Source organism: Streptomyces cyaneofuscatus (assembly GCF_000718135.1).
GTDB classification, from domain to species: Bacteria; Actinomycetota; Actinomycetes; order Streptomycetales; family Streptomycetaceae; genus Streptomyces; species Streptomyces cyaneofuscatus.
In genome coordinates, this window is sequence record NZ_JOEM01000021.1 from 61,336 (window position 1) to 83,825 (window position 22,490).

The window sequence follows — 22,490 nt, forward strand, 5'->3', positions numbered from 1 at the left end:
GGGTCAGCCCGGGGCCTGGTCGAGGGCCAGGCCCCGTCCGGCCAGGGCGGCGAGCGTGAAGGCGCCCTCCGCGGTGGCCTCCACGTCGAAGGCGTGGCGCTCGGTGGGCGGATAGCCGATGAGCTCGGCGGCCCGGGACGGCAGCGGCCGGGACGCGGCCTCGGCCGACTCCCACAGCAGCACCGCACCCCAGCGCCCGGTGTCCGCGTCCGAGATCCAGAACTTCAGCCGCAGGCCGGGGATCTTCGAGAACCTCTCCACCGCCTCGTCCCGGAGGAAGTGGCGCAGCGACTCGATGGTCTGCCCGGACGCCGCCAGGTCCCACCACACGATCACCGCACGCATGACGCCGCCAGGGATTCGAGCAGGGTGCCGAAGATCCGCAGACCGTTCTGGGTCAGCACGGATTCGGCGTGGAACTGCATGGACGCGAAGCGTTCGGCGCGCAGGGCGTGCACCTCACCGGTCGCGCTGCTGCGGCTGACCTCGATGCGCCCGTGCACCGGATGCTCGAAGCTGTCCTGTTCGGCGCGGGCGGCGTAGGCGTTGTAGAAGCCCACCCGCTCACGCCGGCCGAACAGGTCGATCTCGTGCTGGGCCCCCTGGTTCGGGACCAGCCGCCGCACCAGCGGCAGACCGAGCAGGGTGCTCAGCACCTGGTGGCTCAGGCACACGGCGAGGAACGGCCGCCCCTCGTCCAGCACCTGGGCGACCGCCGCCCGCAGATGCGCGATCTTCGGATGGCTGGTCTCCCGCGGATCTCCCGGCCCCGGCCCCATGATGAGGAGGTCGTAGCCGTCGACGTCGTACGGCTCGTCGAAGCGGCGTACCGTCACCTCGCAGCCCAGCGAGCGGACCTGGTGGGCGATCATCGAGGTGAAGGTGTCCTCGGCGTCGATCACCAGCACGCTGCGCCCGGCCAGGGCGCTCGTCACCCGGTCCCGGTCCACGGCGTCCTTGAGCCAGAAGTCGGCGATGGTGCCGTTGCGCTCGCCGAGGGCTTCGAGCACGGCCGGGTGCGCCCCGAACCGGCTGGACTCCTGCTCACCCAGGGCGGCCAGCAGCCCGGCCGCCTTGGCGCGGGTCTCGTGCACTTCGGAGACCGGGTCGGAGTGGCGTACCAGCGTCGCGCCGACGCCGATCTTCATCTGCCCGGCACCGTCGATCTCGGCGGTCCGGATCAGGATCGAGGAGTCCAGGGTGCGCCCGCCCGAGGCATCGCGCCCGATCAGCGCCACGACCCCGCTGTAGTAGCCCCGGCCGGTGGGCTCGTAACGGCTGATCACCTTGGCCGCGCTCTCCAGCGGCGAGCCGGTCACGGTCGGCGCGAAGAGCGTTTCGCGCAGGATCTCGCGCACGTCCCTCTCCGTACGGCCCTCGATGAAGTACTCCGTGTGGGCCAGGTGTGCCATTTCCTTGAGGTACGGGCCCGCCACCCGGCCCCCCGCGGGGCAGAGCCGGCCCATCATCTTCAGTTCCTCGTCGACGACCATGTACAGCTCGTCGGCTTCCTTCTGGTCGTCCAGGAACTTCAGTACGCCGTCGAGCGTCGGCCCGTTCGCGGGATAGCGGTAGGTCCCGCTGATCGGATTCATCACCGCCGTACCGTCGTGGAGGCTGATGTGCCGCTCCGGGGTGGCGCCGATGAACGTCCGGTCGCCGGTATGGACGAGGAAGGTCCAGTACGCCCCGGCCTCCCGCTCCAGAAGCCGGCGGAAGAACGACAGCGCCGCGCGCGGACCGAAACCGGGCAGCTGCGCGGTGAAGGAGCGCTTGATGACGAAGTTGGCGCCCTCACCGGTGCCGATCTCGTCCGCGATCACCCGTCGCACGATGTCGGCATAGGCGTCGTCACCCACGTCGAAATGGCCGTCGGCAAGCTTGACCGGATCATTGGGCAGCAACGGCAGGGTCTCGCCGAGCGGCAGGACGGTCTGCTCACGCACCCTCATCGCCAGCAGGGGCGCGTCGTCGGTGTGCGCGGCGTAACCCCGCTCGGTGATCTGCTGGTACGGGATGAGGGCGAGCAACTCCTGACCAGGTGCCGAGTCCTCGTCCAGAGGCAGGTCGGCGAGGCGTGCGGCCCGTTCCACATCCCCCCGGAGCAGCTCCAGGACGTCGGGTCCGGCCGACTCGGGCCGGTGCAGAAGGGCGAACGCGCCCGCGGAGCCGTCGAGGATCCGCGACAGGACATCGGACACGGTGTCCGGACTGGCCATGGGGGTTCCTTTCACCGAGGCCGTACTCAACGTGCTGACTCGTTCGTATCGAGTTCGACCAGGACGGACTTGGTGGTGACGACCCGGGCGGCGCGCTGCGCCGCGTAGTCGAGGGCGAGGCGGTGGTAGTCCGCCGAGAAGTCGGCGACCGCGTCGGCCACCAGGAACGGCTGGATGTCGTTCGTGAACGCGTCGACCGCGGTCATCAGCACACCGACGTGGGCGTAGACGCCGGAGATGATGAGCTGGTCACGGCCGTGGGACCGCATGCGCTCCAGCAGATCGGACTTGAAGAAGGCGCTGTAGCGCCACTTGGTGAAGACCCAGTCGCCCTCGGCGGGCTCCAGGGGGGCCACGACCCGCTTGTGCTCGGGGGTGGGACGCATCCCGGGCCCCCAGAAGTCCTTCAGCAGGCCGCGCTCCTGCGGGGTCATCCCGCCGGGCTGCGCGGTGTAGGCGACCGGGACGCCCAGCGCGGCACACCGCTCGCGCAGCAGCACGGCGTTGTCCACCAGCGTGGCCCCCGGCGCGGCGGTGCGCGGGAACGGCCGGAGGAAGAACTCCTGCATGTCGTGCAGCAGCAGCACCGCCCGCCCGGGGTCCACCTGCCAGTCCACCGTGTTGACCGGCAGATCCGCGGCTTCGGGCATGGGGTAGGGGTCGACAGGGGGTATGCCGGGCATGGGGCTGGGGGTCCTTTCGTGGTCAGACACCGAGGGTGGCTCCGCCGTCCACGGTCATGTCGTGCATGGTGATGTGGCCCGCCTGGTCGGACAGGAGGAACAGCACGGCCTGCGCCACGTCCTCGGGACGGGCGACCTTGCCCAGCGGAATGCCGACCCGGTAGGCGTCGGGATTGCCCGCGACGGAGGCCTTGGCCGCGGTCTGCGCGGTGTGCATCCCGCGCAGCATGGGTGTGTCGGTCGATCCGGGAGCGACCAGGTTGCAGCGGATGTTGTACTGGGCGACCTCGAGACCGAGGCACTTGGTGAAGGCGGTCGCCGCCGCCTTGGACGCCGCGTAGGCGGCCATCTCCGTACGCGCGGTGCCCGCCGCGTTCGAGGCGACGGTCACGATGGCGCCGCGCCGGCGGGGAATCATGCGGTTGACGAGGGCGCGGGAGGTGAAGAAGACGCCGTTGGTGTTCACCGCCAGGGTGGCCGTCCAGTCCTGGTCGGTGAGGTCCCGTGCCGCGCCCAGGCGGAGCACGCCCGCGGCGTTGACGAGATAGTCCACCGGGCCCAGGTCGCGTTCGACCCGCTCCACCAGGGCCTCCACCTCGGCGCTGGAGGTGACATCGGCCGGGAAGCCCGTCACGTCCAGCCCGTCGGCCCGCAGCTTGTCCACGGACTCCGCCAGCCGTTCGGGGACCAGGTCCACGGCGGCGACCTTCACCCCGCGGTCCGCCAGCAGCCGGACGACCGCCTCGCCGATGCCGCCGGCCGCCCCGGTGACCAGGGCAACTCTGCCTTCCACGTGCGTACCTCCTACAAGTGATGGATGCGTGTCGCCGGACAGGTCCGGACTCAGCCCCGCCACGCCGAGACGACCTCGATGGCCTGCTGGGGATTGAGACGGGGATCGCAGAAGCTGAGGTACTTGTCGCCGACCCGGCGGAGCTCGGAGGCGTCCAGGACGCACTCGGTGACCTTCTCCGGGGTGGTCTCCAGGTGGAGACCGGCGGCGACACCGCCGTTCGCGCACACGGCGTTCTGGAAGTTCTCGACCTCCCGCACCACCGTCGACACCATGCGGGTCTTGAGACCGTCGGGGCTGGTGACGGTGTTGCCGTGCATCGGGTCCGACAGCCAGAGCACCGGGTGGCCGGCCTCGTGGACCGCACGGACCAGGGCGGGCAGCCTCTCGGCCACGTTGTCGGCGCCCATCCGCGCGATGAGCGTGAGCCGGCCGGGGTGCCGCCGGGCGTCGAGACGGTCGCACAGGGCGAGCAGCGTCTCCGGCGTCATGGACGGCCCGACCTTGACCGCGACGGGGTTGGAGACGGCGGCGAGCAGCGCGATGTGGGCGCCGTCCAGCTGCCGGGTGCGCTCGCCGACCCACGGCCAGTGGGTCGAGGTCAGCAGCAGGGAGCCGTCGGGTTCGCGGCGCAGCAGCGGCAGTTCGTAGTCGAGCAGCAGTGCCTCATGGCTGGTCCAGACGGGGACGTCGAGCACCGAGCGGCTCGCGGTGCCGCGCCAGCCGAGGTAGTGCATGATGTCGCTGGCGGCCCGGTAGCCGGTCAGCAGATGCCGAGGATCGGGGCGGCGCAGCTCCGCGTCGGGCTCCGGACGGTTGACCATGTGGCCGCGGTAGACCGGCAGTTCGACGCCGTCCACCAGCTCGGTCGGGGACGATCGGGGCTTGCCGAACTGGCCGGCCAGCCGCCCCACCCGTACGACCGAGTTCCCCGAGGCGAGCTTCATCGCCCCGGCCAGGAGGTCCAGCAGCGCGCTCTTGCGCGTGACGTCCTCGGGGGTGGCCTCGGCCGGGTCCTCGGCGCAGTCACCGGTCTGGATCACCTGGAGATGACCCGCGGCGGCCTCCGCGAGCAGGGAGCGCAGACGGCGTACCGCCTCGGCATCCACCAGGGCCGGCATCCGTTCGAGGTCTGCCTGTACGTCCCCGAGACGTGGATGGGCGCTCCAGTCGGGCTGCTGCAGCGCGGGTATGGATCGGATGGAGGACTGAATGTCAATCATCGGTTCCCTCAGCAGGGCGTGCCGGAACGGGGTCCGGCGGCGGGCGGGCGCGGTGAGGCGTGATGCGAGGCGATGAGCACGGTCGGTGCGTCTGGTGTGCAGGGCACGGAAAGGGGCGTACAGCAGGAGCCCGCGGGCCCTCCCGGTCGCCGCCGGCGGCGGGGACGATCAGGAAGGCCCGCCGGACGGGGCGGCCGGCCGGAGCGTTACAGCTCGACCGTCACGTCGTAGTCGCTGACCCAGGTGTTGAACTCGACCAGGCGCTCCAGGACGGCGCGGGCGCTCCAGGGGCCCCCGACGGCGTAGGCCCCCTCGGGGCGGTCGAGCAGCCTGCGGATGTCCGCCTCGCCGACCAGGCCGAGGACGGGGGCGCCCTCGGTGATGATGGCCTCGACGCGCTTGCGCAGCTCCAGCTCGTAGGTGAGGTCCTGGGTGGAGGGGTACGGGTTCTTCTTGCGGTCCAGGACCGAGTCGGGCAGGACGCCCCGCATGGCGGCCCGCAGCAGGCTCTTCTCGCGGCCGTCGAAGTTCTTCATCGCCCACGGGGTGTTGTAGACGTACTCCACCAGCCGGTGGTCGGTGAAGGGGACGCGCACCTCCAGGCTCGCGGCCATGCTGATGCGGTCCTTGCGGTCCAGCAGGAAGTTCTCCCAGCGGGTGAGGTTCAGGAAGGTCAGCTCACGCATCCGGGCCTCGTGCCCCGTCTCCCCGGCCAGCCGGGGAACCTGCTGGAGGGCCTCGGTGTAGCGCTGCTTGATGTACTCGGTCAGCCCGAGCCGGTCCCACAGGCCGATGTCGTGCAGCGCGCCGATGCCGCCGGCCTTCTCGAACGGGTGGTGCCAGGGGAAGCTGTCGAGCGAGACGGCCTCCTCGTCGTGGAACCAGGTGTACCCGCCGAAGAGTTCGTCGGCGGCCTCGCCGGACAGGGCGACCGTCATACGCTCCTTCAGCGCGCGGCACAGCAGCAGCAGCGAATACTCCATGTCACCGGTGGACACCGGGAGGTCCTGGGCGCGCAGCACCTGCTGACGTACCTCGTCGTTGAGGACGTCGTTGCTGTCGAGCTCGACGATGATGTGTTCGGCCCCGACGTGCTCGGCGACCTCGATGGCGTACGGGGTGTCCGGGTCGGCCCACTGGACGTTCGCCTCGAACCGCTCCTCGTGGCCGGTGAAGTTGACGGAGAAGGCCCGGATCGGCTCGGTGACGCCCTTCTCCGCCAGCGCCTTGGCGGCGATCGCCGTGATGGCGCTGGAGTCGAGGCCGCCGGAGAGCAGGGTGCCGACCGTGACGTCCGCGATCAGCTGGCGGTCCACGATGTCTTCGAGCAGCTCGCGGACCGTGTCGATGGTCGTGTCGAGGTCGTCGGTGTGCTCCCGGGCCGTCAGTTCCCAGTAACGGTGGGAGGAGGAGCCGTCCTTGGTGAACCGCATGACGGTGGCGGGCAGGACCTCGTACATGCCCTTGAGCACCCCGTGTCCGGGCGTCTTGACGATCGAGAAGATCTCCCGGAGGCCCTCGCCGTCGATGACCGCCTCGACGTCCTCGTGGGCGAGGATCGCCTTGAGCTCGGAGCCGAAGATCACCCCGTCCTCGGTGGGGTGGTAGTAGAGCGGCTTGACGCCCATCCGGTCGCGGACCAGCAGCAGTTCCTCGGAGCGCGGGTCCCAGATGGCGAAGGCGTAGATGCCGTTGAGCCGTTCGGCGAAGCCGGCACCCCACTGGAGGTAGGCGCGCAGGACGACCTCGGTATCGCTCGACGTGCGGAACTCGTGTCCCAGCCCGCGCAGTTCCTCCCGGAGTTCCTGGAAGTTGTACACCTCGCCGGTGTACGTGATGACGGGCAGGTCGTCGGAGCCCTCGGCGACGGCCATCGGCTGCCGGCCGCCCTCCAGATCGATGATCGAGAGGCGGCGGTGGCCGAGAACGGCGTGCTGCGAGCTCCACAGGCCGCCGGCGTCCGGGCCACGGCACACCATGGTTTCCGTCATGGTCGACGCGGTCCGGGTGTATTCCCGGAGGTCACGCCCGTAACTCACCCATCCGGCCAGGCCGCACATAAAGGGGTTTCCTCTCGCTGAGAACGCGTAATGTCGAGACGTCTGTGACTATCCGTCCCGGGGGACGGATGCGGCAATGCCGCTCAGGGGAATACGTCAGGTTCCGTTTATCGCGCCGTGGACGATGGGCAGCAGCGAGCTGGAGAACGTCTTCGAGATGTGCGGCAGGAACTCCGGATCCTTCTGCCCCTTGAGCTGGCCGTCGCCGGTCAAGGTCAACCGCAGCGTGAACGTCGGCCGGCCGTCGCCGTCCGTGCCGATCTCATTGACGATTTCCGCGACATCGGGATCGTTGTGCGTCTGGAACGTCATCCGTGTGGGCGGCTCGTAGACGACGCGCTCGCTGACCTTCCTGCCATCCGCGTAGGTGATTTCCCGGAGCAGGCCGTCCGCGTACTCCTCAAGGACTTCGCAGCCTGTGATGTACGGCACGTACTTCGCGGGGTCCTGCGCTTTATGGACCATGGCGTGCCACAGTTCCTCGTTGTTCACCTGTATTCCCGACGGGGTTTCCGGCAGGTACATCGGAACGGTCCAGCTGAGTGTGGTCATGGTGATTTCCTCAAGGTCGGAGAAAGGGGGAAGGCCCGGTGCTCGCGCGCAGCGCCGGCACCGGGCCTTCCCGGGATGCGAGGGTCGAGCGGCCGGCGCCGTCAGACGGGCAGTTCGATCGACTGCGAGTGCCGGAAGATGTTCTTCGGGTCGTACTTGGCCTTGATCTGCCGCAGACGCGGGTAGTTGGCCTTGTAGTAGAGCGTCGACCAGGCCACCCCGGACTGGTTCACCTGCGGGTTGCGGATGTCGGCGTCCGGGTAGTTGATGTAGCAGCCGTCGGTCTGCGCCCCCGGCACCGGGTAGCCGCCGGTCGAGGAGAAGACGGTGGTGTAGATGTCACGGCACCAGCCGATGTGCTTGGCGTCCTCCGCGGCGTCCGACCAGAACGTCTCGAAGAGCACCTTGAAGGCGGAGTCGCGCTGCGCCGAGGCGGTGGCGTCCGGCGCGACGGCGTTGATCTGCCCGCCGTAGGACAGCAGCACCATGAGCGCCTGGTCGTTGACGTAGTCCGTGCGCGTCAGGTGCGTCCACATGGAGCCGACCTGTGCGTCCGTGAAGTTCTTCTTCATGTACGCCGACTTGTACTCGCCGCGCAGGGTCGGGTTGGTCAGAGTCGGGTTGCTCGTGCCCAGCAGCCGGACCGCGGTGAACCACGGCAGCCGTACGGGGTGGAAGAGGTCCGGCATGGCGCTGTGCTCGCCGATGGGCTCGGTCACCGGCCGGGCCGTGGCACCGACGCCTGCGGTGATGGCCGCCAGATAGTCCTGGAGCATCTTCTCGGCGTTCGGCTCCGTGCCGTCGACGACGGTGAGCAGACCGATGTTCCCGTTGACCTTGTGGTTGGCCAGCAGGAAGCTGCACAGGCCCTTGTTGGGCGAGGTGGGCGACATGTTCGCCTCGTGCCAGGCGCCGTAGTTCTTGATCAGCCGGGTGAAGCCGGCCTTGTCGAGCTGGCTCCAGGGGATCGACACCGCGTTGACCAGGACCGTCTTCGGCGGCTTGGGCAGCACCGCCAGGCGGCTGTTGGTCGGCTTCGGGTCGCGGAACCAGTAGCGGGTGACGACGCCGAAGTTGCCGCCTCCGCCGCCGGTGTGGGCCCACCACAGGTCGCGGTTGGGGTCGCTGTCGGCGCGCGTCGCGATCACGGCCTGGGCCTTGCCGGCGGCGTTCACGGTGACGACCTCGACCGCGTGCAGGTAGTCGATGATCGTACCGAGCTTGCGGGACAGCAGGCCGTAGCCGCCGCCGCTCACATGGCCGCCCACGCCGACGGAGAAGCACATGCCACCGGGAACGGTGACCCCGTAGACCTTGAACAGCGTCTCGTAGAGCTCGGTGAGCGTGGCGCCGGCCTCCACGGCGTACGCGTTGCGCGCCGTGTCGAAATAGACCTCGCTCATCTCCGTCATGTTGATGACGACCTTGACTTCGGGATTGTGCACGAAGTCCGTGTAGCAGTGGCCGCCGCCCTGGATCGATATCCGCTTCCCCGCGTCCACCGCCTCCTGAACCGCGGCGACCACCTGCTCGGTGGTGGAAACGACCCGAATGTAGTCGGGGGCGCTGACCCAGCGCTGGTTCATTCCGCTGGTAAGTTCCGGATACTGGATGTCGGCCGGCTTGATGGTCACCGCGTTGAAGGTGGCGGCGGCGGACGCCGCGGCGGCGTTCGGTGCCCGGGTGATACCGGTCGCCGCCGCAATTCCCGCTCCGGCCGCGACGGTTGCGGCACTGGAAAGAACGACACGTCGCTTGACAGACTTCATGCTGATCCTTTGAGAAAGAGCGGTTTCGTGCACGAGCGCAGTCTGTTAAGTGGGGGGGCGACGGGCCGTGAACTCTCCGTTCTCCGGGTGAGAACGCACGCTCATATTGCAGCCGCCCCCGAAGGGGCGGCCAACCTCGACCGGATACTTAGTCAAGTCGTCGAAATCGACGGGGTGCCGCTCTCCTAAACCGTTCCGAACCAGCGCAGCAGCGCGGTTTCGAGGTCCCGCGCATCAGCAGTCCCGCCCTGAGCGCTCCACGCCGCGTAACCGTCCGGCCGCAGCAGCACCGCCTCCGCGGGAAGCTCCTCGCCCTCGGCGGCGGCGGAGACCACATCCACCCGCTCCGCCCACGGACGCGCCACCTCACGCAGATCCGGACGCCCCGCCGTGTCGAGCAGGAGGCCGCGCCCCGTGTGCAGCAGCGAGGCCAGGGGGACCGGGCCCCGCTCGGTCTTGAGGCGCAGGTCATGGACGAACCGGCCGGCCATCGGGTCGTCGGGCCGCCCCACGCCGTAGACGGTCCGGGTACCGCTCACCATCCCGGCGAGGTACGCGTTGACCTCCTTCATCCCCATGAGCTCGCCGAAGAGCTGCCTCAGCGCGTCGGCCGAGGGGTCCGGGTTCATCAGCGCCACCTGGGCCCGCACGTTGTACAGCACCTCGGCAGCGACCGGGTGCCGCTCGCTGTGATACGTGTCCAGCAGCCCTGCGGGCGCCCAGCCGTTCACCTCGGCGGCCAGCTTCCAGCCGAGGTTGACCGCGTCCTGCAGACCCGTGTTCAGCCCCTGGCCCCCGGCGGGGAAATGCACATGCGCGGCGTCCCCGGCCACCAGGATCCGGCCCCGGCGGTACTCCTCCGCCTGGAGCGCCGCATCGCTGAACCGCGTCAGCCACTTCGGGTCGGACATCGCCACGCGCTCGCCGGTGATCCGCTCCGCCTCCCCCCGCAACTCCTCCAGCGTGACCGGGGAGTGCCGGTCGGGGTGCGGGCCGCGGAAGTCGTACGTCCCGATCCGGCTGCGCCCGTACGGGTTGACCCAGAAGATGGTCCAGCCGCGTTCCGTACGCTGCCAGCCGGCCGGTACCCGGTGCGGCTCCGCCAGCTCCACCTCGCCCATCAGGCAGGAGATCGTCGGCAGCGTCCCGGAGAACGGGATGCCCGCCTGTTTCCGTACGGTGCTGCGCACCCCGTCGCAGCCCACCACCCAGCCCGCGCGCAGCACCGACTCGCCGTCAACGCCGCGCACCGTCAGCCTGACCTCGTCGCCCGTGTCCTCGACGGCCGTGACGTCCTGGCCCCGCCGGATCTCCGCGCCGAGCTGCTGCGCGCGCCGGGCGAAGACGTTCTCCGCGTACGCCTGCGGGCTGCCCAGCATGGCGGGGAACTCCTCCACCACCGGGGCGAGGTCCAGGCCGAAGATGCCTCCGAAGTGGAAGGGCACCTGCCGGTGGGGGTGGGCCGACGCCCGGTGCGGGCCGGGCTGGACGGCCTCCAGCAGGCCGCGCCGGTTCAGCGTCTGCGCGGTACGGGCGTGCAGGGTTCCGGCCTTCGACTCACCGGTCGGTGCGGGCAGCCGCTCCAGCACCGTGGTGCGTACCCCGTGCAGGGCCAGCTCCGCCGCGAGCAGCATGCCCACGGGGCCTCCGCCCACCACCGCGACATCGGTGTCCCGGACCATCTTCGTTCCCCTTTCGACGGGCGTCGCTGACGCCGGACGCGCGTGGTGTGACGGACCGCCGGTCATCGGGACCGCGGGAGGTGCCGGCTGCTTCTTCCCCGGCGCCGGCTCACGCACGGTCGGCGGGAAGGTCGTGCCTGCTCTGCCCGCGCAGGAGCAGCACGGCCGCCAGTGCGGAGACCGCGAAGACGACGCCCGCGGTGGTGAAGGCGAAGGCGTAGCCCGATGCCTCCGCCGCGGTACGGGCGGTGGCCCCGCCGGTGAGGCCGGCGGTGTGCGAGGCGGCCAGTGAGGCCAGTACGGCGAGGCCGATCGTCGGTCCGGTCTCCAGCGCGGTGTTGACGACACCCCCGGCCAGACCCGACTGCTCCGGCGGTACGTCGTTGAGCATGGTGATGGTGGCGGCGGAGAAGACCAGGGCGATGCCGGCCGGCAGCAGCAGCAGTCCGGCGAGCACCGGGCCCGCGTACGGGCTGTGGTCGGTGAGGCGGCCGAGCAGCAGGAGACCGGCGGCGGCCAGCAGCAGCCCGGCGGCGATGACCGTCCGGGAGCCGAACCGGGCGACCAGGCGGCCGCCGAGCGGTCCGACGGCCAGCAGGACCACGGTGAACGGCAGGAACGCCGCCGATGTGCGCAGCGGGGAGAGGTCCGCCACCTGCTGGAAGTAGAGGGAGAGCAGGAAGAACATGGTCGCCGTGCCGGCCGAGGCGATGAGCACCGCCCACAGCGCGGTCGCCCGGCGCCGCGACACGAGGAAGCCCGGGGGGAGCAGCGGGTCGGCGGCCCGCCGTTCGACGAGCGCGAAGGCGGCGAGCAGGACGACGCCGAGCACGCTCGGGACCGTCACGGCGGCCGAGGTCCAGGCGGTCTCGGCCGCGTGGACCAGGCCGTAACTGAGCAGGGAGAGCCCGGCCGTGGCCAGGACGGCGCCGAGGACGTCGACCTTGCCGCCGACCGGTGCGCCGGCGTCGCGGGGCAGCACCCGGGGCGCCAGCAGTACGGCGACCACCGCGACCAGGGTGGGGACGAGGAAGGTCCAGCGCCAGGAGAACCACACGATCGCGGCCCCGGAGACGAGCGTGCCGACCGCGGCGCCCAGGGGCGCGAGCGCACCCCAGATGCCCATGGCCCGGGCGCGGGCCCGCGGTGCCTGGTGGAGCGAGACGGCGAGTGCCATCGCGGCGGGGGCGGCGAAGGCGGCGCCGGCGCCCTGGACGAGGCGGGCCGTCAGCAGGGTCGTCACGTCCGGGGCGAAACCGCCGACGGCGGAGGCCAGGCCGAACAGCGCGGTGCCGGCGACGAAGACGCGGCGGCGTCCGTACAGGTCGGCGATGCGGCCGCCGAGGAGCAGCAGACCGCCGAAGGACAGCCCGTAGGCCGCGCTGATCAGCGTCAGCTGGGCGACGGAGAGGCCCAGTTCGGTCCTGATCGTGGGCAGGGCCACCGACAGCATGGTGATCGCCAGCACCAGGACCACCTGGACGGCGGCCAGCAGCACGAACGCCTCTTGCGAACGGCCCGGTGAGGGAGGCGGGGCAACCGTGCTGGTGGCGGAGAGGGAATCGTCTGCGACAGGCATCGAACGCCTTGCTCTGAGGGGGCGGTGTGGTTACCGGCCCGTCGGTCGGGTGGACACGGCCGTCCCGGCCCGCCAGGAACGGCGGGCCGGGACGGTGTACGGCGTCGAGGCGGCCACGGGACGGAGCCGGCCTCAGCTGCGGAGCAGGGGCGGGCGGAGCCGTACGGCTCAGGCGCTGGCCCCGCCGTCGGTCACCAGGTCGTGGCCGACGACGAAGCTGGACTCGTCCGAGGCCAGCCAGAGCACGGAGGCGACGATCTCGTCGGTCTCGGCGATGCGGCCGAGCGGGATGGTGCCGTTCAGCCGGGCCGCGCGGTCGGCCTCGCTCTCGCCGGGCATGAAGGTCATCGGGGTGTTGGAGGCGCCGGGGCTGACCGCGTTGATGCGGATGCCGTCCTTGATGTGGTCGAGCGCGGCGGCCCGGGTGAGGGTCGACACGGCGGCCTTGGAGGCCGCGTACGCGCCGGTGCCGGGGTAGCGCAGGTGGTAGCCGATGTTGGAGGCGGCGTTCACGATGACGCCGCCGCCGTGCTCGCGCATGTGCTGGATCTCGTACTTCATGGACAGCATGACGCCGGTGAGGTTGACGGCGAGCTGGGTGTGCCACTGCTTCTCGTCGATGTCGCCGGCGGGGCCGAGCGCGGCGAAGATGCCGGCGTTGTTGTGGGCGATGTGCAGGCCGCCGTGGCGGGCGACCGTGGCGTCGACCGCCGCGCGCACGGAGTCGGCGTCGGTCACGTCGACCGTGACGGCGCTCGCGGTGCCACCCTCCTGCTCGATCAGCTTGACGGTGTGCGCGGCGTTCTCGGCGTTGAGGTCGGCGACGACGACCGTGGCGCCGCGCTCGGCGAAGGCACGGGCGCTGCGGCGGCCGATGCCGGAGCCGGCTCCGGTGACGAGCGCGACCTTGCCGTGGAACGTTGCGGACATGCGAAGTCTCCTGACGCAAAAGGGGAGGGCGGAGCACCGATGTTTCTGTGCCGCCTGACACATAAATAATGCACGGGCCTCTTCGGCAGGTCAAGGGATATATTTGATGCACGACACAGAAAGGTGGCCGGGCATGGCAGGCAGAGGCAGACCACGCGCCTTCGACCGCGACGAAGCACTGCGCAAGGCGCTCGGGGTGTTCTGGGAACGCGGCTACCAGGCCACCTCGATGAGCGATCTGACCGCCGCCATGGGCATCAACTCGCCCAGCATCTACGCGGCCTACGGATCCAAGGAGAAGCTGTTCAAGGAGGCCGTCACCCTCTACACGGCGACCGAGGGCCGGTACACCCGCCGCGCCCTCGACGAGCAGTCCACCGCCCGCGAGGCCGTGACCGTGATGCTCCAGGAGAACGCCGCCGCCTACGCCGACCCGGCCACCCCGGCGGGCTGCCTCACGGTGCTCGCCGCCCCCATACCCGTACGGGAGAACTCCTCGGTCGCCGTGCACCTCGCCCGGATGCGCGCGGAGGTCCGGGACCTGATCCGTCAGCGGGTGGACCGGGGCATCAAGGACGGTGACGTACGGCCCGACGCGGACGCACCGGCCATCGCGCTGTTCTACAGCGCCGTGCTCAACGGTCTGTCCATCCAGTCCCGCGACGGCGTCGCCCTGCCCGGACTCCAGCAGACGGTGGCCGGCGCGATGGCCGCCTGGGACGCCCTGGCCGCTCCCTCCGCCTCCGTCGCAGAGCCCACCGGAGGGACCTTCGGCGAACCGGAGGGGTGACAAGGGCACCCGCTCTCGCCCGGCGCGCCGCCGGGGCGTACGGTGTGGCGGCATGAAGATCCTCATCAGCGCCGACATGGAGGGCGCCACCGGAGTGACCTGGCCGGCCGACGTGCTGCCGGGCACCCCGCAGTGGGAGCGCTGCCGGCCGATGTTCACCTCCGACGTGAACGCGGCCGCCCTCGGCTTCCACGACGGCGGCGCCGACGAGGTCCTCATCAACGAGGCCCACTGGTCGATGCGGAACCTGCTCCTGGAGCAGCTGGACGACCGCGTCCAGATGCTCACCGGCCGGCACAAGTCGCTCTCCATGGTGGAGGGCATCCAGCACGGGGACGTGGACGCGGTCGCCTTCGTCGGCTACCACACGGGAGCCGGTACGGAAGGGGTCCTCGCCCACACCTACCTCGCCAACTCCATCACCGGCGTCTGGCTCAACGGGGCCCGCGCGAGCGAGGGACTGCTCAACGCGCACGTCGCCGCCGAGTACGGCGTCCCCGTCGTCCTGGTCACCGGCGACGACCTCACCTGCGTGGACGCCGAGGGCTACGCCCCCGAGGCCCGCAAGGTCGCCGTCAAGGACTACGTATCGCGGTACGCGGCGGTGTGCCGCACCCCCGCCCGTACGGCGGCGGACATCCGCACCGCCGCGCGGGAGGCCACCGCGCTCGCCGGCCGTCAGGCCCCCGTCACCGGCGGGACGTACACCGTGGAGCTGGAGTTCGACGCCGAGCATCTGGCGGCCGCGGCGACCGTGGTGCCCGGCGTGGCGCCGAGCGGTGAGAGGCGCGTCGCCTACACCAGCGCGACGATGTACGAAGGTATTCGCACGTTCAAGGCGGTGACGACGATCGTGTCGGCCGCTGTGGAGGAACAATATGGCTGACGCCCCCGGCCCGCTCGGCCCCGTGGACGAGCAGGCCCTCGACGAAGTGGTCACGTTCACGTCCGAACTGATCCGGATCGACACCACCAACCGGGGCGGCGGCGACTGCCGGGAGCGCCCGGCCGCCGAGTACACCGCCGAGCGGCTGGCCGCGGCCGGTCTCGAACCGGTGATGCTGGAGCGCACCCCCGGCCGGACCAACGTGGTCGCCCGGATCCCCGGCACCGACCCGTCCGCCGACGCGCTGCTCGTCCACGGTCACCTGGACGTGGTGCCCGCCGAGCCCGCCGACTGGACCGTGCACCCCTTCTCGGGCGAGGTCCGGGACGGGGTGGTGTGGGGGCGCGGGGCCGTCGACATGAAGAACATGGACGCGATGATCCTCGCCGTCGTACGGGGCTGGGCCCGCGAAGGGTTCCGGCCCCCGCGCGACATCGTCATCGCCTACACCGCCGACGAGGAGGACAGCGCCGTCGACGGCTCCGGCTTCCTCGCCGACCGGCACCCGGAGCTCTTCGAGGGGTGTACGGAAGGGATCAGCGAGTCCGGGGCGTTCACCTTCCACGCCGGGCAGGGCCTGTCGCTCTACCCGATCGCGGCGGGCGAGCGCGGCACCGGCTGGCTGAAGCTGACCGCCGAGGGCCGGGCCGGACACGGCTCCAAGGTCAACCGGGAGAACGCGGTGACCGCCGTCGCCGCCGCCGTCGCCCGGATCGGCGAGCACGAGTGGCCCGTCCGCCTCACCCCGACCGTCCACGCCGCCATCACCGAGATCGCAGCTCTGCACGGCATCTCCGTCGACCTGGACGACCCCGGCTTCGACGTCCCGCAGCTCCTCGCCAAGCTCGGCCCGGCCGCCACGCTCGTCCAGAACACCATCCGCAACAGCAGCAACCCGACGATGCTGGGCGCCGGTTACAAGGTCAACGTCATCCCGGGCCACGCCACCGCCTTCATCGACGGACGCTTCGTCCCCGGCGGCGAGGACGAGTTCCACGAGACCCTGGACCGCCTCACCGGCCCTCTCGTCTCCTGGGAGTTCTACCACCGCGAGCAGTCCCTCCAGGCCCCGGTCGACTCACCCACGTACGCCAAACTCCGCGCCGCCGTCGAGACGTTCGACCCGGGCGCGCACACCGTCCCGTACTGCATGTCGGGCGGCACCGACGCCAAGCAGTTCGCCAAGCTCGGCATCACCGGCTACGGCTTCTCGCCGCTCAAGCTGCCCCCGGGCTTCGACTACCAGGCGCTCTTCCACGGCGTCGACGAGCGCGTCCCCGTCGACGCCCTCCACTTCGGCGTCCGCGTCCTCGACCACTACCTGCGCACCGCCTGACCAGCAGTGTCCTGACCCGTAACGTTCGACCGGACCCTGGGGGGACCTCCACCGTGAACACCGTGCCCGAAGCCCCGTACGGCTCCTGGCCGTCGCCGATCGACGCGGCCCTCGCCGCCTCGCACGACGGCCGCCCCGACCACCTCTCCACCGTCGGCGACGAGGTGTGGTGGACCGAGCCGCGCCCGGCCGAGGGCGGCCGCCGCGCCCTGGTGCGCCGCCGCCCGGACGGCACCACGGAGCCCGTGCTGCCCGCCCCGTGGAACCCGCGCAGCCGGGTGATCGAGTACGGCGGACAGCCCTGGGCCGGTGCGGTGCGCGAGGAGGGCGGGCCGCTCGTCGTCTTCGTCCACTTCCCGGACCAGCGGCTGTACGCCTACGCCCCCGACGGGCCGGACGCGCCCCGGCCGCTCACCCCGCTCTCGGACGTCGGCGGCGGGCTGCGCTGGGTGGACCCGCAGGTCCACCTGGACCGGGGCGAGCAGGGCGAAGTGTGGTGCGTGCTGGAGGAGTTCACCGGACCCGGGCCCACCGACGTACGCCGGGTGATCGCCGCCGTACCGCTGGACGGCTCCGCCGCCGAGGACCGCTCCGCCGTACGGGAACTCTCCGACGGCAGCCACCGGTTCGTCACCGGCCCCCGTGTCTCGCACGACGGGCGGCGGGCCGCCTGGATCGCCTGGGACCACCCCCGGATGCCGTGGGACGGCACGGTGGTGATGCTGGCGGAGATCACCGAGGCCGGTGAATTCACCGGTGTACGGCCCCTGGTGGGCGATGTCGACGAGTCGGTGTGCCAGATCGAGTGGGACCGCGACGGCAGCCTCCTGTTCGTCTCCGACCTCGCCGGCTGGTGGGAGCTCCAGCGCATCCGCCCCGACGCCGTCGCCGGGGGAGCGGTGCCCAGCAGCCGGCTTCTGCCGCCCCGGGGCGAGGAGTTCGGCGGGCCGCTGTGGAAGATCGGGCTGCGGTGGTTCCACCCGCTGGAGAACGGGCTCGTCGCCGTCCTGCACGGGCGGGGCTCCCAGCGGCTCGGCATCCTCGACCCGGAGACCGGCGAACTCGCCGACGTCCCCGGGCACTGGACCACCTGGGCCGACACCCTCGCCGTGCACGGCAGCCGGGTCGTCGGCGTCGCGGCGAGCCCCCGCACCGGCTACGAGGTCGTGGAGCTGGACACGGCGACCGGACGCACCCGCGTCATCGGATCGGCCCACCACGACGCCGTCGACCCGGCCTACCTCCCCGCACCCCAGGACCGGACGTTCACGGGCCCCGACGGCCGCGAGATCCACGCCCACATCTACCCGCCGCACAGCCCCGAACGCACCGGGCCCGAGGGCGAACTGCCCCCGTACCTCGTCACGGCGCACGGCGGGCCCACCGGCCACGCACCGCTCGTCCTCGACCTGGAGCTCGCCTACTTCACCTCACGCGGCATCGGGGTCGCCGTCGTCAACTACGGCGGCTCCACCGGCTACGGCCGCCGCTACCGCGAACGGCTCCGCGAACAGTGGGGAGTCGTCGACGTCGCGGACTGCGCGGCCGTCGCCGACGCCCTGGTCGCCGAGGGCGCGGCCGACCCCCGCCGGCTCGCGGTCCGGGGCGGCAGCGCGGGCGGCTGGACCACTGCGGCCTCGCTCGTCTCCACCGACCGCTACGCCTGCGGCACGATCCTCTACCCGGTCCTGGACCTGGAGGGCTGGTCGACGGAGGGAACGCACGACTTCGAGTCGCAGTATCTGGAGTCCCTGATCGGACCCGCCGCCGAGGTGCCCGAGCGCTACCGCGAACGCGCGCCGATCAACGGCACCGACCGGCTCACCGCGCCGTTCCTGCTGCTCCAGGGGCTGGACGACCAGGTCTGCCCTCCCGCCCAGTCCGAACGGTTCCTGGCGGCCGTCGCGGGGCGGGGCGTGCCGCACGCGTACATCTCCTTCGAGGGGGAGGGGCACGGGTTCCGGCGGGCGGAGACCCTGATCCGGGCGCTGGAGGCCGAACTCTCCCTCTACGTACAGACATTCGGTATCGACCGGAGCGATGTGGAGCCGCTGGAGCTGAAGAAGTGACCGTGGTTCCTTCGCAGATGGCCGCCTTGGCCCGTCCGTCCCGGCTGCGCCCGGGCGCGCGGGTCGCCGTCGTCGCTCCCAGCGGCCCCGTCCCCGCCGACCGGCTGGAGGCGGGGCTCGGGGTGCTGCGCGGCTGGGGCCTGCAACCCCTCGTGTTCCCCCATGTCCTCGACGTCCACCCGGAGTTGGATTACCTGGCGGGGACCGACGCGGACCGGGCGGCCGATCTCCAGGCGGCCTGGTGCGATCCGTCCGTGGACGCCGTGTTCTGTGCCCGGGGCGGGTACGGCGCGCACCGGATGGTGGACCTGCTCGACTGGGCGGCGATCCGGGCGGCCGGGCCCAAGGCGTTCGTCGGCTACAGCGACATCACCGTGCTGCACGAGGCGTTCGCCCTGCGGGCCGGATGCGCCACCCTGCACGGCCCGATGGTCGCCACCGAGGCGTTCCTGAAGGACGCGGCCACCCGGGAACACCTGCGCGCCACCCTCTTCGAGCCGGAGACGGTCCTGACCATCGGCCTGGACACGGCCGCCGCCCTGGTGCCCGGGCAGGCCCGGGGCATCCTGTACGGGGGCTGTGTCAGCCTGCTCGCCGCCACCGTAGGCACCCCGCACGCCCGGACCGGCGCCCGGGACGGCCTGCTCGTCATCGAGGACACCGGGGAGGAGCCCTACCGCCTCGACAGCATCCTCACCCGGCTGCTGCGCTCCGGCGCCCTGGAGGGACTGTCCGGGGTGGTCTGCGGCTCCTGGCAGGAGTGCGGACCGTACGAGAAGATCCGCGCGGTGCTGGCCGACCGGTTCGGCCCGCTGGGGATACCCGTGATCGAGGAGCTGGGGTTCGGTCACGGACCGACCGCGCTGACGGTCCCGCTGGGGGTGCCCGCGGTGCTCGACGCCCCTGCGGACGGCGGCCGTTGCACGCTGACCGTCCAGACCCCCGCGCTCCTCTAAGCCCGGGCACGTCAGGTCCTCTCCCCGGGCATCCTTATGTGAAGGTCCGTCAACAACCGCTGTCCTGAGCGTTGACACGGCTATGACACGTGTCACAGCATGAGCGCGGCCCAATACTTACCGGTCGGTAAGGTGTCCTCGGTGTGGAGGTCTTCGTGTCAGGTGCTGTTCTCCGCTTGCGCCACCCGCTCGTCGCGGTCGCGGGCGCTGCCCTCGCCGCCCCCCTCGTGCTCTCCGGCCCGGCCCACGCCGAAGCCGCCCCGTACACCGTCACCCCGCTGAAGTTCACCGTCCAGGCGGGCGGCCGCTCCTGCGTGGTCGACGCCGATCTCTACCGCCCCGCCGGTGTCGACGCGGAGAGCCCCGCCCCCGCCGTCCTCGCCACCAACGGCTTCGGCGGCTCCAAGTCCGACGGGTCCACCGACGCCATCGGCAAGGCCGTCGCCGCCCGGGGCTATGTCGGCCTCGTCTACTCCGGCCTCGGCTTCGGCAGGTCCGGCTGCCTGATCACCCTGGACGACCCCGCCATCGACGGAAAGGCCGCGAGCGGGCTCCTCGACTTCCTCGGCGGCGCCCGGGCGGCCGACGACGGCACCCGCGCGGACTACGTCGTCCAGGACGGCGAGGGCGACCCGCGCGTCGGCATGATCGGCGGCTCCTACGGCGGCGCCATCCAGCTCGCCACCGCCTCCACCGACCCCCGCGTCGACGCCCTCGTCCCCCTCATCACCTGGAACGACCTCTCCTACGCGCTCGCCCCCACCAACACCGGGGCACGCAGCGGCGTCACCTCCGACACCCCCGGAGTCTTCAAGTGGCAGTGGACCAACGGGTTCTACCTGATCGGCGAGGGCCAGCCGCTCCTCAACCCGAGCCTGGACCCCTCCCGCTTCAACCGGCTGGACTGCCTGCACTTCGCCGCCCAGGCCTGCGAGACCATCCGCCTCCTCAACTCCGGCCGCTACCCCGCCGACAAGACCGAGGCGATGCTCGCCTACGCGCGCAGCGTCTCGCCCGTCTCCTACCTCGACCGGGTCAAGGCCCCCACCCTGATCGTCCAGGGCCAGGCCGACAGCCTCTTCAACCTCAACGAAGCCACCGCCACCTACAAGACCCTCAAGGCGCAGGGCACCACTGCCAAGATGATCTGGCAGTCCTGGGGCCACAGCGGCGGGCAGGTCCCCGGCGAACTCGACCTGAGCCAAGGCAATCTGGAGACCAGCTACGTCGGCCGGCGGGTGCTCGCCTGGTTCGACCGGTACCTCCAGAAGAAGACGGACACCGACACCGGACCCGAGTTCGCCTACTACCGCTCCTGGCAGGACGGCTACGGCACGGCGGCCGAACTGCCCGCCCTGTCGCAGAAGATGTACCTCTCCGGCGACGGCAAGCTCGTCGACAACCGCTCCAAGGTGGCCCGCGGCAGCCGCCAGTACACCAACTGGCTCGTGCCGACGAGCCATTCGGAGAGCTCGATCGCCCCGCTGATCGGACTGCCCGACCCGAAGCCGTACGACACCAAGGGCACCTACCTCGGCTGGCGCAGCGCCCCGCTCACCGCACCCCTCGATGTGGTCGGCGCCCCGAAGGCCACCCTGAAGGTCGTGTCGCCGAAGGCGGAGCGGGTCCAGAACAGCGGGGACGCCTCCGACAAGCTGGTCCTCTTCGCCAAGGTGTACGACGTGGCCCCCGACGGCACCAGGAAGCTGGTGAACCGCCTCGTCTCGCCGGTCAGGGTCCCCGATGTCACGCGGCCCTTCACGGTGGAGCTGCCCGGCATCGTCCACCGGTACGAGAAGGGGCACCGCCTGGAGTTCCTGATCGCCGCCAGCGACACCGCGTACTTCGGCAACCGGGGCATCAAGCCCGTCACCGTGGTCAGCGCCCCCGAGGACACGGGCGTGCTGGAGCTCCCGGTGGTCCCGGCCGGCTGACGGCCGCCCTTCCCGCGTTCACCCGAACGGCCGAACATCACCGCCCTCCGGGCCCGGCGACGCTCCATGCTGGGAACCCCGGGGGGCGGAGGCGGAAGGACCGGACCATGAGTCCCAAGGACGTGACGAGCGACGGCAGGCGTGGCGCCGGGCTGTGGACCCCGGGGCGCATCGCCGTCGCGGTGCTGGTCGCCCTGGTCATCGTGTTCGTCTGCGTGAACACCCAGAAGGTCACCATCCGGGTGATCGTCCCCGAAGTGACCATGCCGCTGTGGCTGGCCCTGCTCGCGATGTTCCTGATCGGGCTGGTCTGCGGCGGCTACCTGTTCCGCCGCAAGGGCAAGTGACGCCCGGGGGCCGACGGGAGCGTCCCTCCGCCGGCCGCCCGTACCCGTCGTACGCTGGGACGATGCCCGATCCGAATGGTCACCCGACCCCGACCGCCCCGTACCTCGCCGAAGGCCCGCGAACGGCCCTGCGCCGCTTCACCGAGGCCGACGCGGCGGAGTTCACGGCCCGCGCCCGGGAGAGCCGCGCCCACCACCGCCCCTGGCTGTTCCCGCCGGAGCGGACCGACACCTACGCCGCGTACGCCGACACCCTCGCCCGGGACCCGGCCCGGGAGGGGTTCCTCGTCTGCGAGCGCGGCGAGGTGGGTGAGGTGGGCGAGGGGCGTCCGGACGGGGCGGTCGCCGGGGCTATCGCCGGGTTCATCAACATCAACAACATCGTCCTCGGCGGCTTCCGCTGCGGCGCCCTCGGTTACGGCGCCTTCGCCCACGCGGCCGGGCGCGGCCTGATGGGCGAGGCGCTCGGTCTCGTCATGGACCTGGCCTTCGGACCGCTCGGCCTGCACCGCCTGGAGGCCAACATCCAGCCCGGCAACGCGGCCTCCATCGCCCTGGTCCGGCGGGCCGGATTCCGACTGGAGGGGTTCTCGCCCGACTTCCTCCACATCGACGGCGCCTGGCGCGACCACGAACGCTGGGCGATCACGGCACCGGCCGCCCCAGCCGCGTAACCCCCTTG

19 protein-coding genes are annotated in these 22,490 nt (G+C 71.3%); 8 read left to right on the forward strand and 11 right to left on the reverse strand.

Annotated elements, in window-relative coordinates:
• Positions 1-3 precede the first annotated feature (3 nt).
• From IF17_RS0129035 to IF17_RS0129085, 11 genes are all read right to left on the reverse strand, one after another.
• Positions 4-345, reverse strand: coding sequence for a hypothetical protein (locus IF17_RS0129035; RefSeq protein WP_030572053.1), 342 nt, complete (start codon positions 343-345; stop codon positions 4-6).
• Positions 333-2,219 carry an anthranilate synthase family protein gene (locus IF17_RS0129040; protein WP_030572056.1) on the reverse strand — a complete coding sequence of 629 codons (1,887 nt, stop codon included), beginning with the start codon at positions 2,217-2,219 and terminating at the stop codon, positions 333-335. Before IF17_RS0129040 ends, IF17_RS0129035 begins: the two co-directional genes overlap by 13 nt.
• A gap of 26 nt (positions 2,220-2,245) precedes the next feature.
• Positions 2,246-2,902: an isochorismatase family protein gene (locus tag IF17_RS0129045; protein WP_030572059.1), complete on the reverse strand. Its 657-nt coding sequence runs from the start codon at positions 2,900-2,902 to the stop codon at positions 2,246-2,248.
• 22 nt (positions 2,903-2,924) lie between these two features.
• Positions 2,925-3,695, reverse strand: coding sequence for a 2,3-dihydro-2,3-dihydroxybenzoate dehydrogenase (locus IF17_RS0129050; protein ID WP_030572062.1), 771 nt, complete (start codon positions 3,693-3,695; stop codon positions 2,925-2,927).
• A gap of 50 nt (positions 3,696-3,745) precedes the next feature.
• A complete protein-coding gene (locus IF17_RS0129055; RefSeq protein ID WP_030572065.1) occupies positions 3,746-4,918 on the reverse strand; it encodes a 3-deoxy-7-phosphoheptulonate synthase in 1,173 nt (390 codons plus the stop codon).
• Between the two features lie 206 nt (positions 4,919-5,124).
• Positions 5,125-6,978 carry an asparagine synthase (glutamine-hydrolyzing) gene (gene asnB, locus IF17_RS0129060; protein ID WP_030572068.1) on the reverse strand — a complete coding sequence of 618 codons (1,854 nt, stop codon included), beginning with the start codon at positions 6,976-6,978 and terminating at the stop codon, positions 5,125-5,127.
• 96 nt (positions 6,979-7,074) lie between these two features.
• Positions 7,075-7,530 (reverse strand): AtaL-like protein, encoded by a 456-nt coding sequence (locus IF17_RS0129065; RefSeq protein WP_051884156.1) that lies wholly within the window; start codon positions 7,528-7,530, stop codon positions 7,075-7,077.
• A gap of 101 nt (positions 7,531-7,631) precedes the next feature.
• On the reverse strand, positions 7,632-9,299 hold the full coding sequence (locus IF17_RS0129070; protein ID WP_030572074.1) for an FAD-binding oxidoreductase: 1,668 nt from the start codon (positions 9,297-9,299) through the stop codon (positions 7,632-7,634).
• A 185-nt stretch (positions 9,300-9,484) separates the two neighbouring features.
• Positions 9,485-10,981 (reverse strand): FAD-dependent monooxygenase, encoded by a 1,497-nt coding sequence (locus IF17_RS0129075; protein ID WP_030572078.1) that lies wholly within the window; start codon positions 10,979-10,981, stop codon positions 9,485-9,487.
• Positions 10,982-11,090: 109 nt separating this feature from the next.
• Positions 11,091-12,560, reverse strand: a complete 1,470-nt coding sequence (locus tag IF17_RS0129080) for an MFS transporter (protein ID WP_244890557.1) — start codon at positions 12,558-12,560, stop codon at positions 11,091-11,093.
• 168 nt (positions 12,561-12,728) lie between these two features.
• Positions 12,729-13,490: an SDR family NAD(P)-dependent oxidoreductase gene (locus tag IF17_RS0129085; protein ID WP_030572084.1), complete on the reverse strand. Its 762-nt coding sequence runs from the start codon at positions 13,488-13,490 to the stop codon at positions 12,729-12,731.
• A gap of 133 nt (positions 13,491-13,623) precedes the next feature.
• Between IF17_RS0129085 and IF17_RS0129090 the strand changes: the two genes are divergently transcribed.
• The 8 genes from IF17_RS0129090 to IF17_RS0129125 all read left to right on the forward strand — a co-directional run bounded on the left by IF17_RS0129090 (position 13,624) and on the right by IF17_RS0129125 (position 22,482).
• Positions 13,624-14,280 carry a TetR/AcrR family transcriptional regulator gene (locus tag IF17_RS0129090; RefSeq protein ID WP_030572087.1) on the forward strand — a complete coding sequence of 219 codons (657 nt, stop codon included), beginning with the start codon at positions 13,624-13,626 and terminating at the stop codon, positions 14,278-14,280.
• Between the two features lie 52 nt (positions 14,281-14,332).
• Positions 14,333-15,166 (forward strand): M55 family metallopeptidase, encoded by an 834-nt coding sequence (locus tag IF17_RS0129095; RefSeq protein WP_030572090.1) that lies wholly within the window; start codon positions 14,333-14,335, stop codon positions 15,164-15,166.
• Positions 15,159-16,502: a M20/M25/M40 family metallo-hydrolase gene (locus tag IF17_RS0129100; protein ID WP_030572093.1), complete on the forward strand. Its 1,344-nt coding sequence runs from the start codon at positions 15,159-15,161 to the stop codon at positions 16,500-16,502. Before IF17_RS0129095 ends, IF17_RS0129100 begins: the two co-directional genes overlap by 8 nt.
• Positions 16,503-16,555: 53 nt before the next feature.
• Positions 16,556-18,571, forward strand: coding sequence for a prolyl oligopeptidase family serine peptidase (locus IF17_RS0129105; protein ID WP_030572095.1), 2,016 nt, complete (start codon positions 16,556-16,558; stop codon positions 18,569-18,571).
• A 17-nt stretch (positions 18,572-18,588) separates the two neighbouring features.
• On the forward strand, positions 18,589-19,527 hold the full coding sequence (locus IF17_RS0129110) for a S66 peptidase family protein (RefSeq protein ID WP_030572097.1): 939 nt from the start codon (positions 18,589-18,591) through the stop codon (positions 19,525-19,527).
• Between the two features lie 176 nt (positions 19,528-19,703).
• Complete coding sequence (locus IF17_RS0129115) at positions 19,704-21,461, forward strand: CocE/NonD family hydrolase (RefSeq protein WP_030572100.1); 1,758 nt, start codon at positions 19,704-19,706, stop codon at positions 21,459-21,461.
• A gap of 107 nt (positions 21,462-21,568) precedes the next feature.
• Complete coding sequence (locus tag IF17_RS0129120; protein WP_030572103.1) at positions 21,569-21,808, forward strand: LapA family protein; 240 nt, start codon at positions 21,569-21,571, stop codon at positions 21,806-21,808.
• A gap of 62 nt (positions 21,809-21,870) precedes the next feature.
• Complete coding sequence (locus IF17_RS0129125; RefSeq protein WP_030572108.1) at positions 21,871-22,482, forward strand: GNAT family N-acetyltransferase; 612 nt, start codon at positions 21,871-21,873, stop codon at positions 22,480-22,482.
• Positions 22,483-22,490 lie beyond the last annotated feature (8 nt).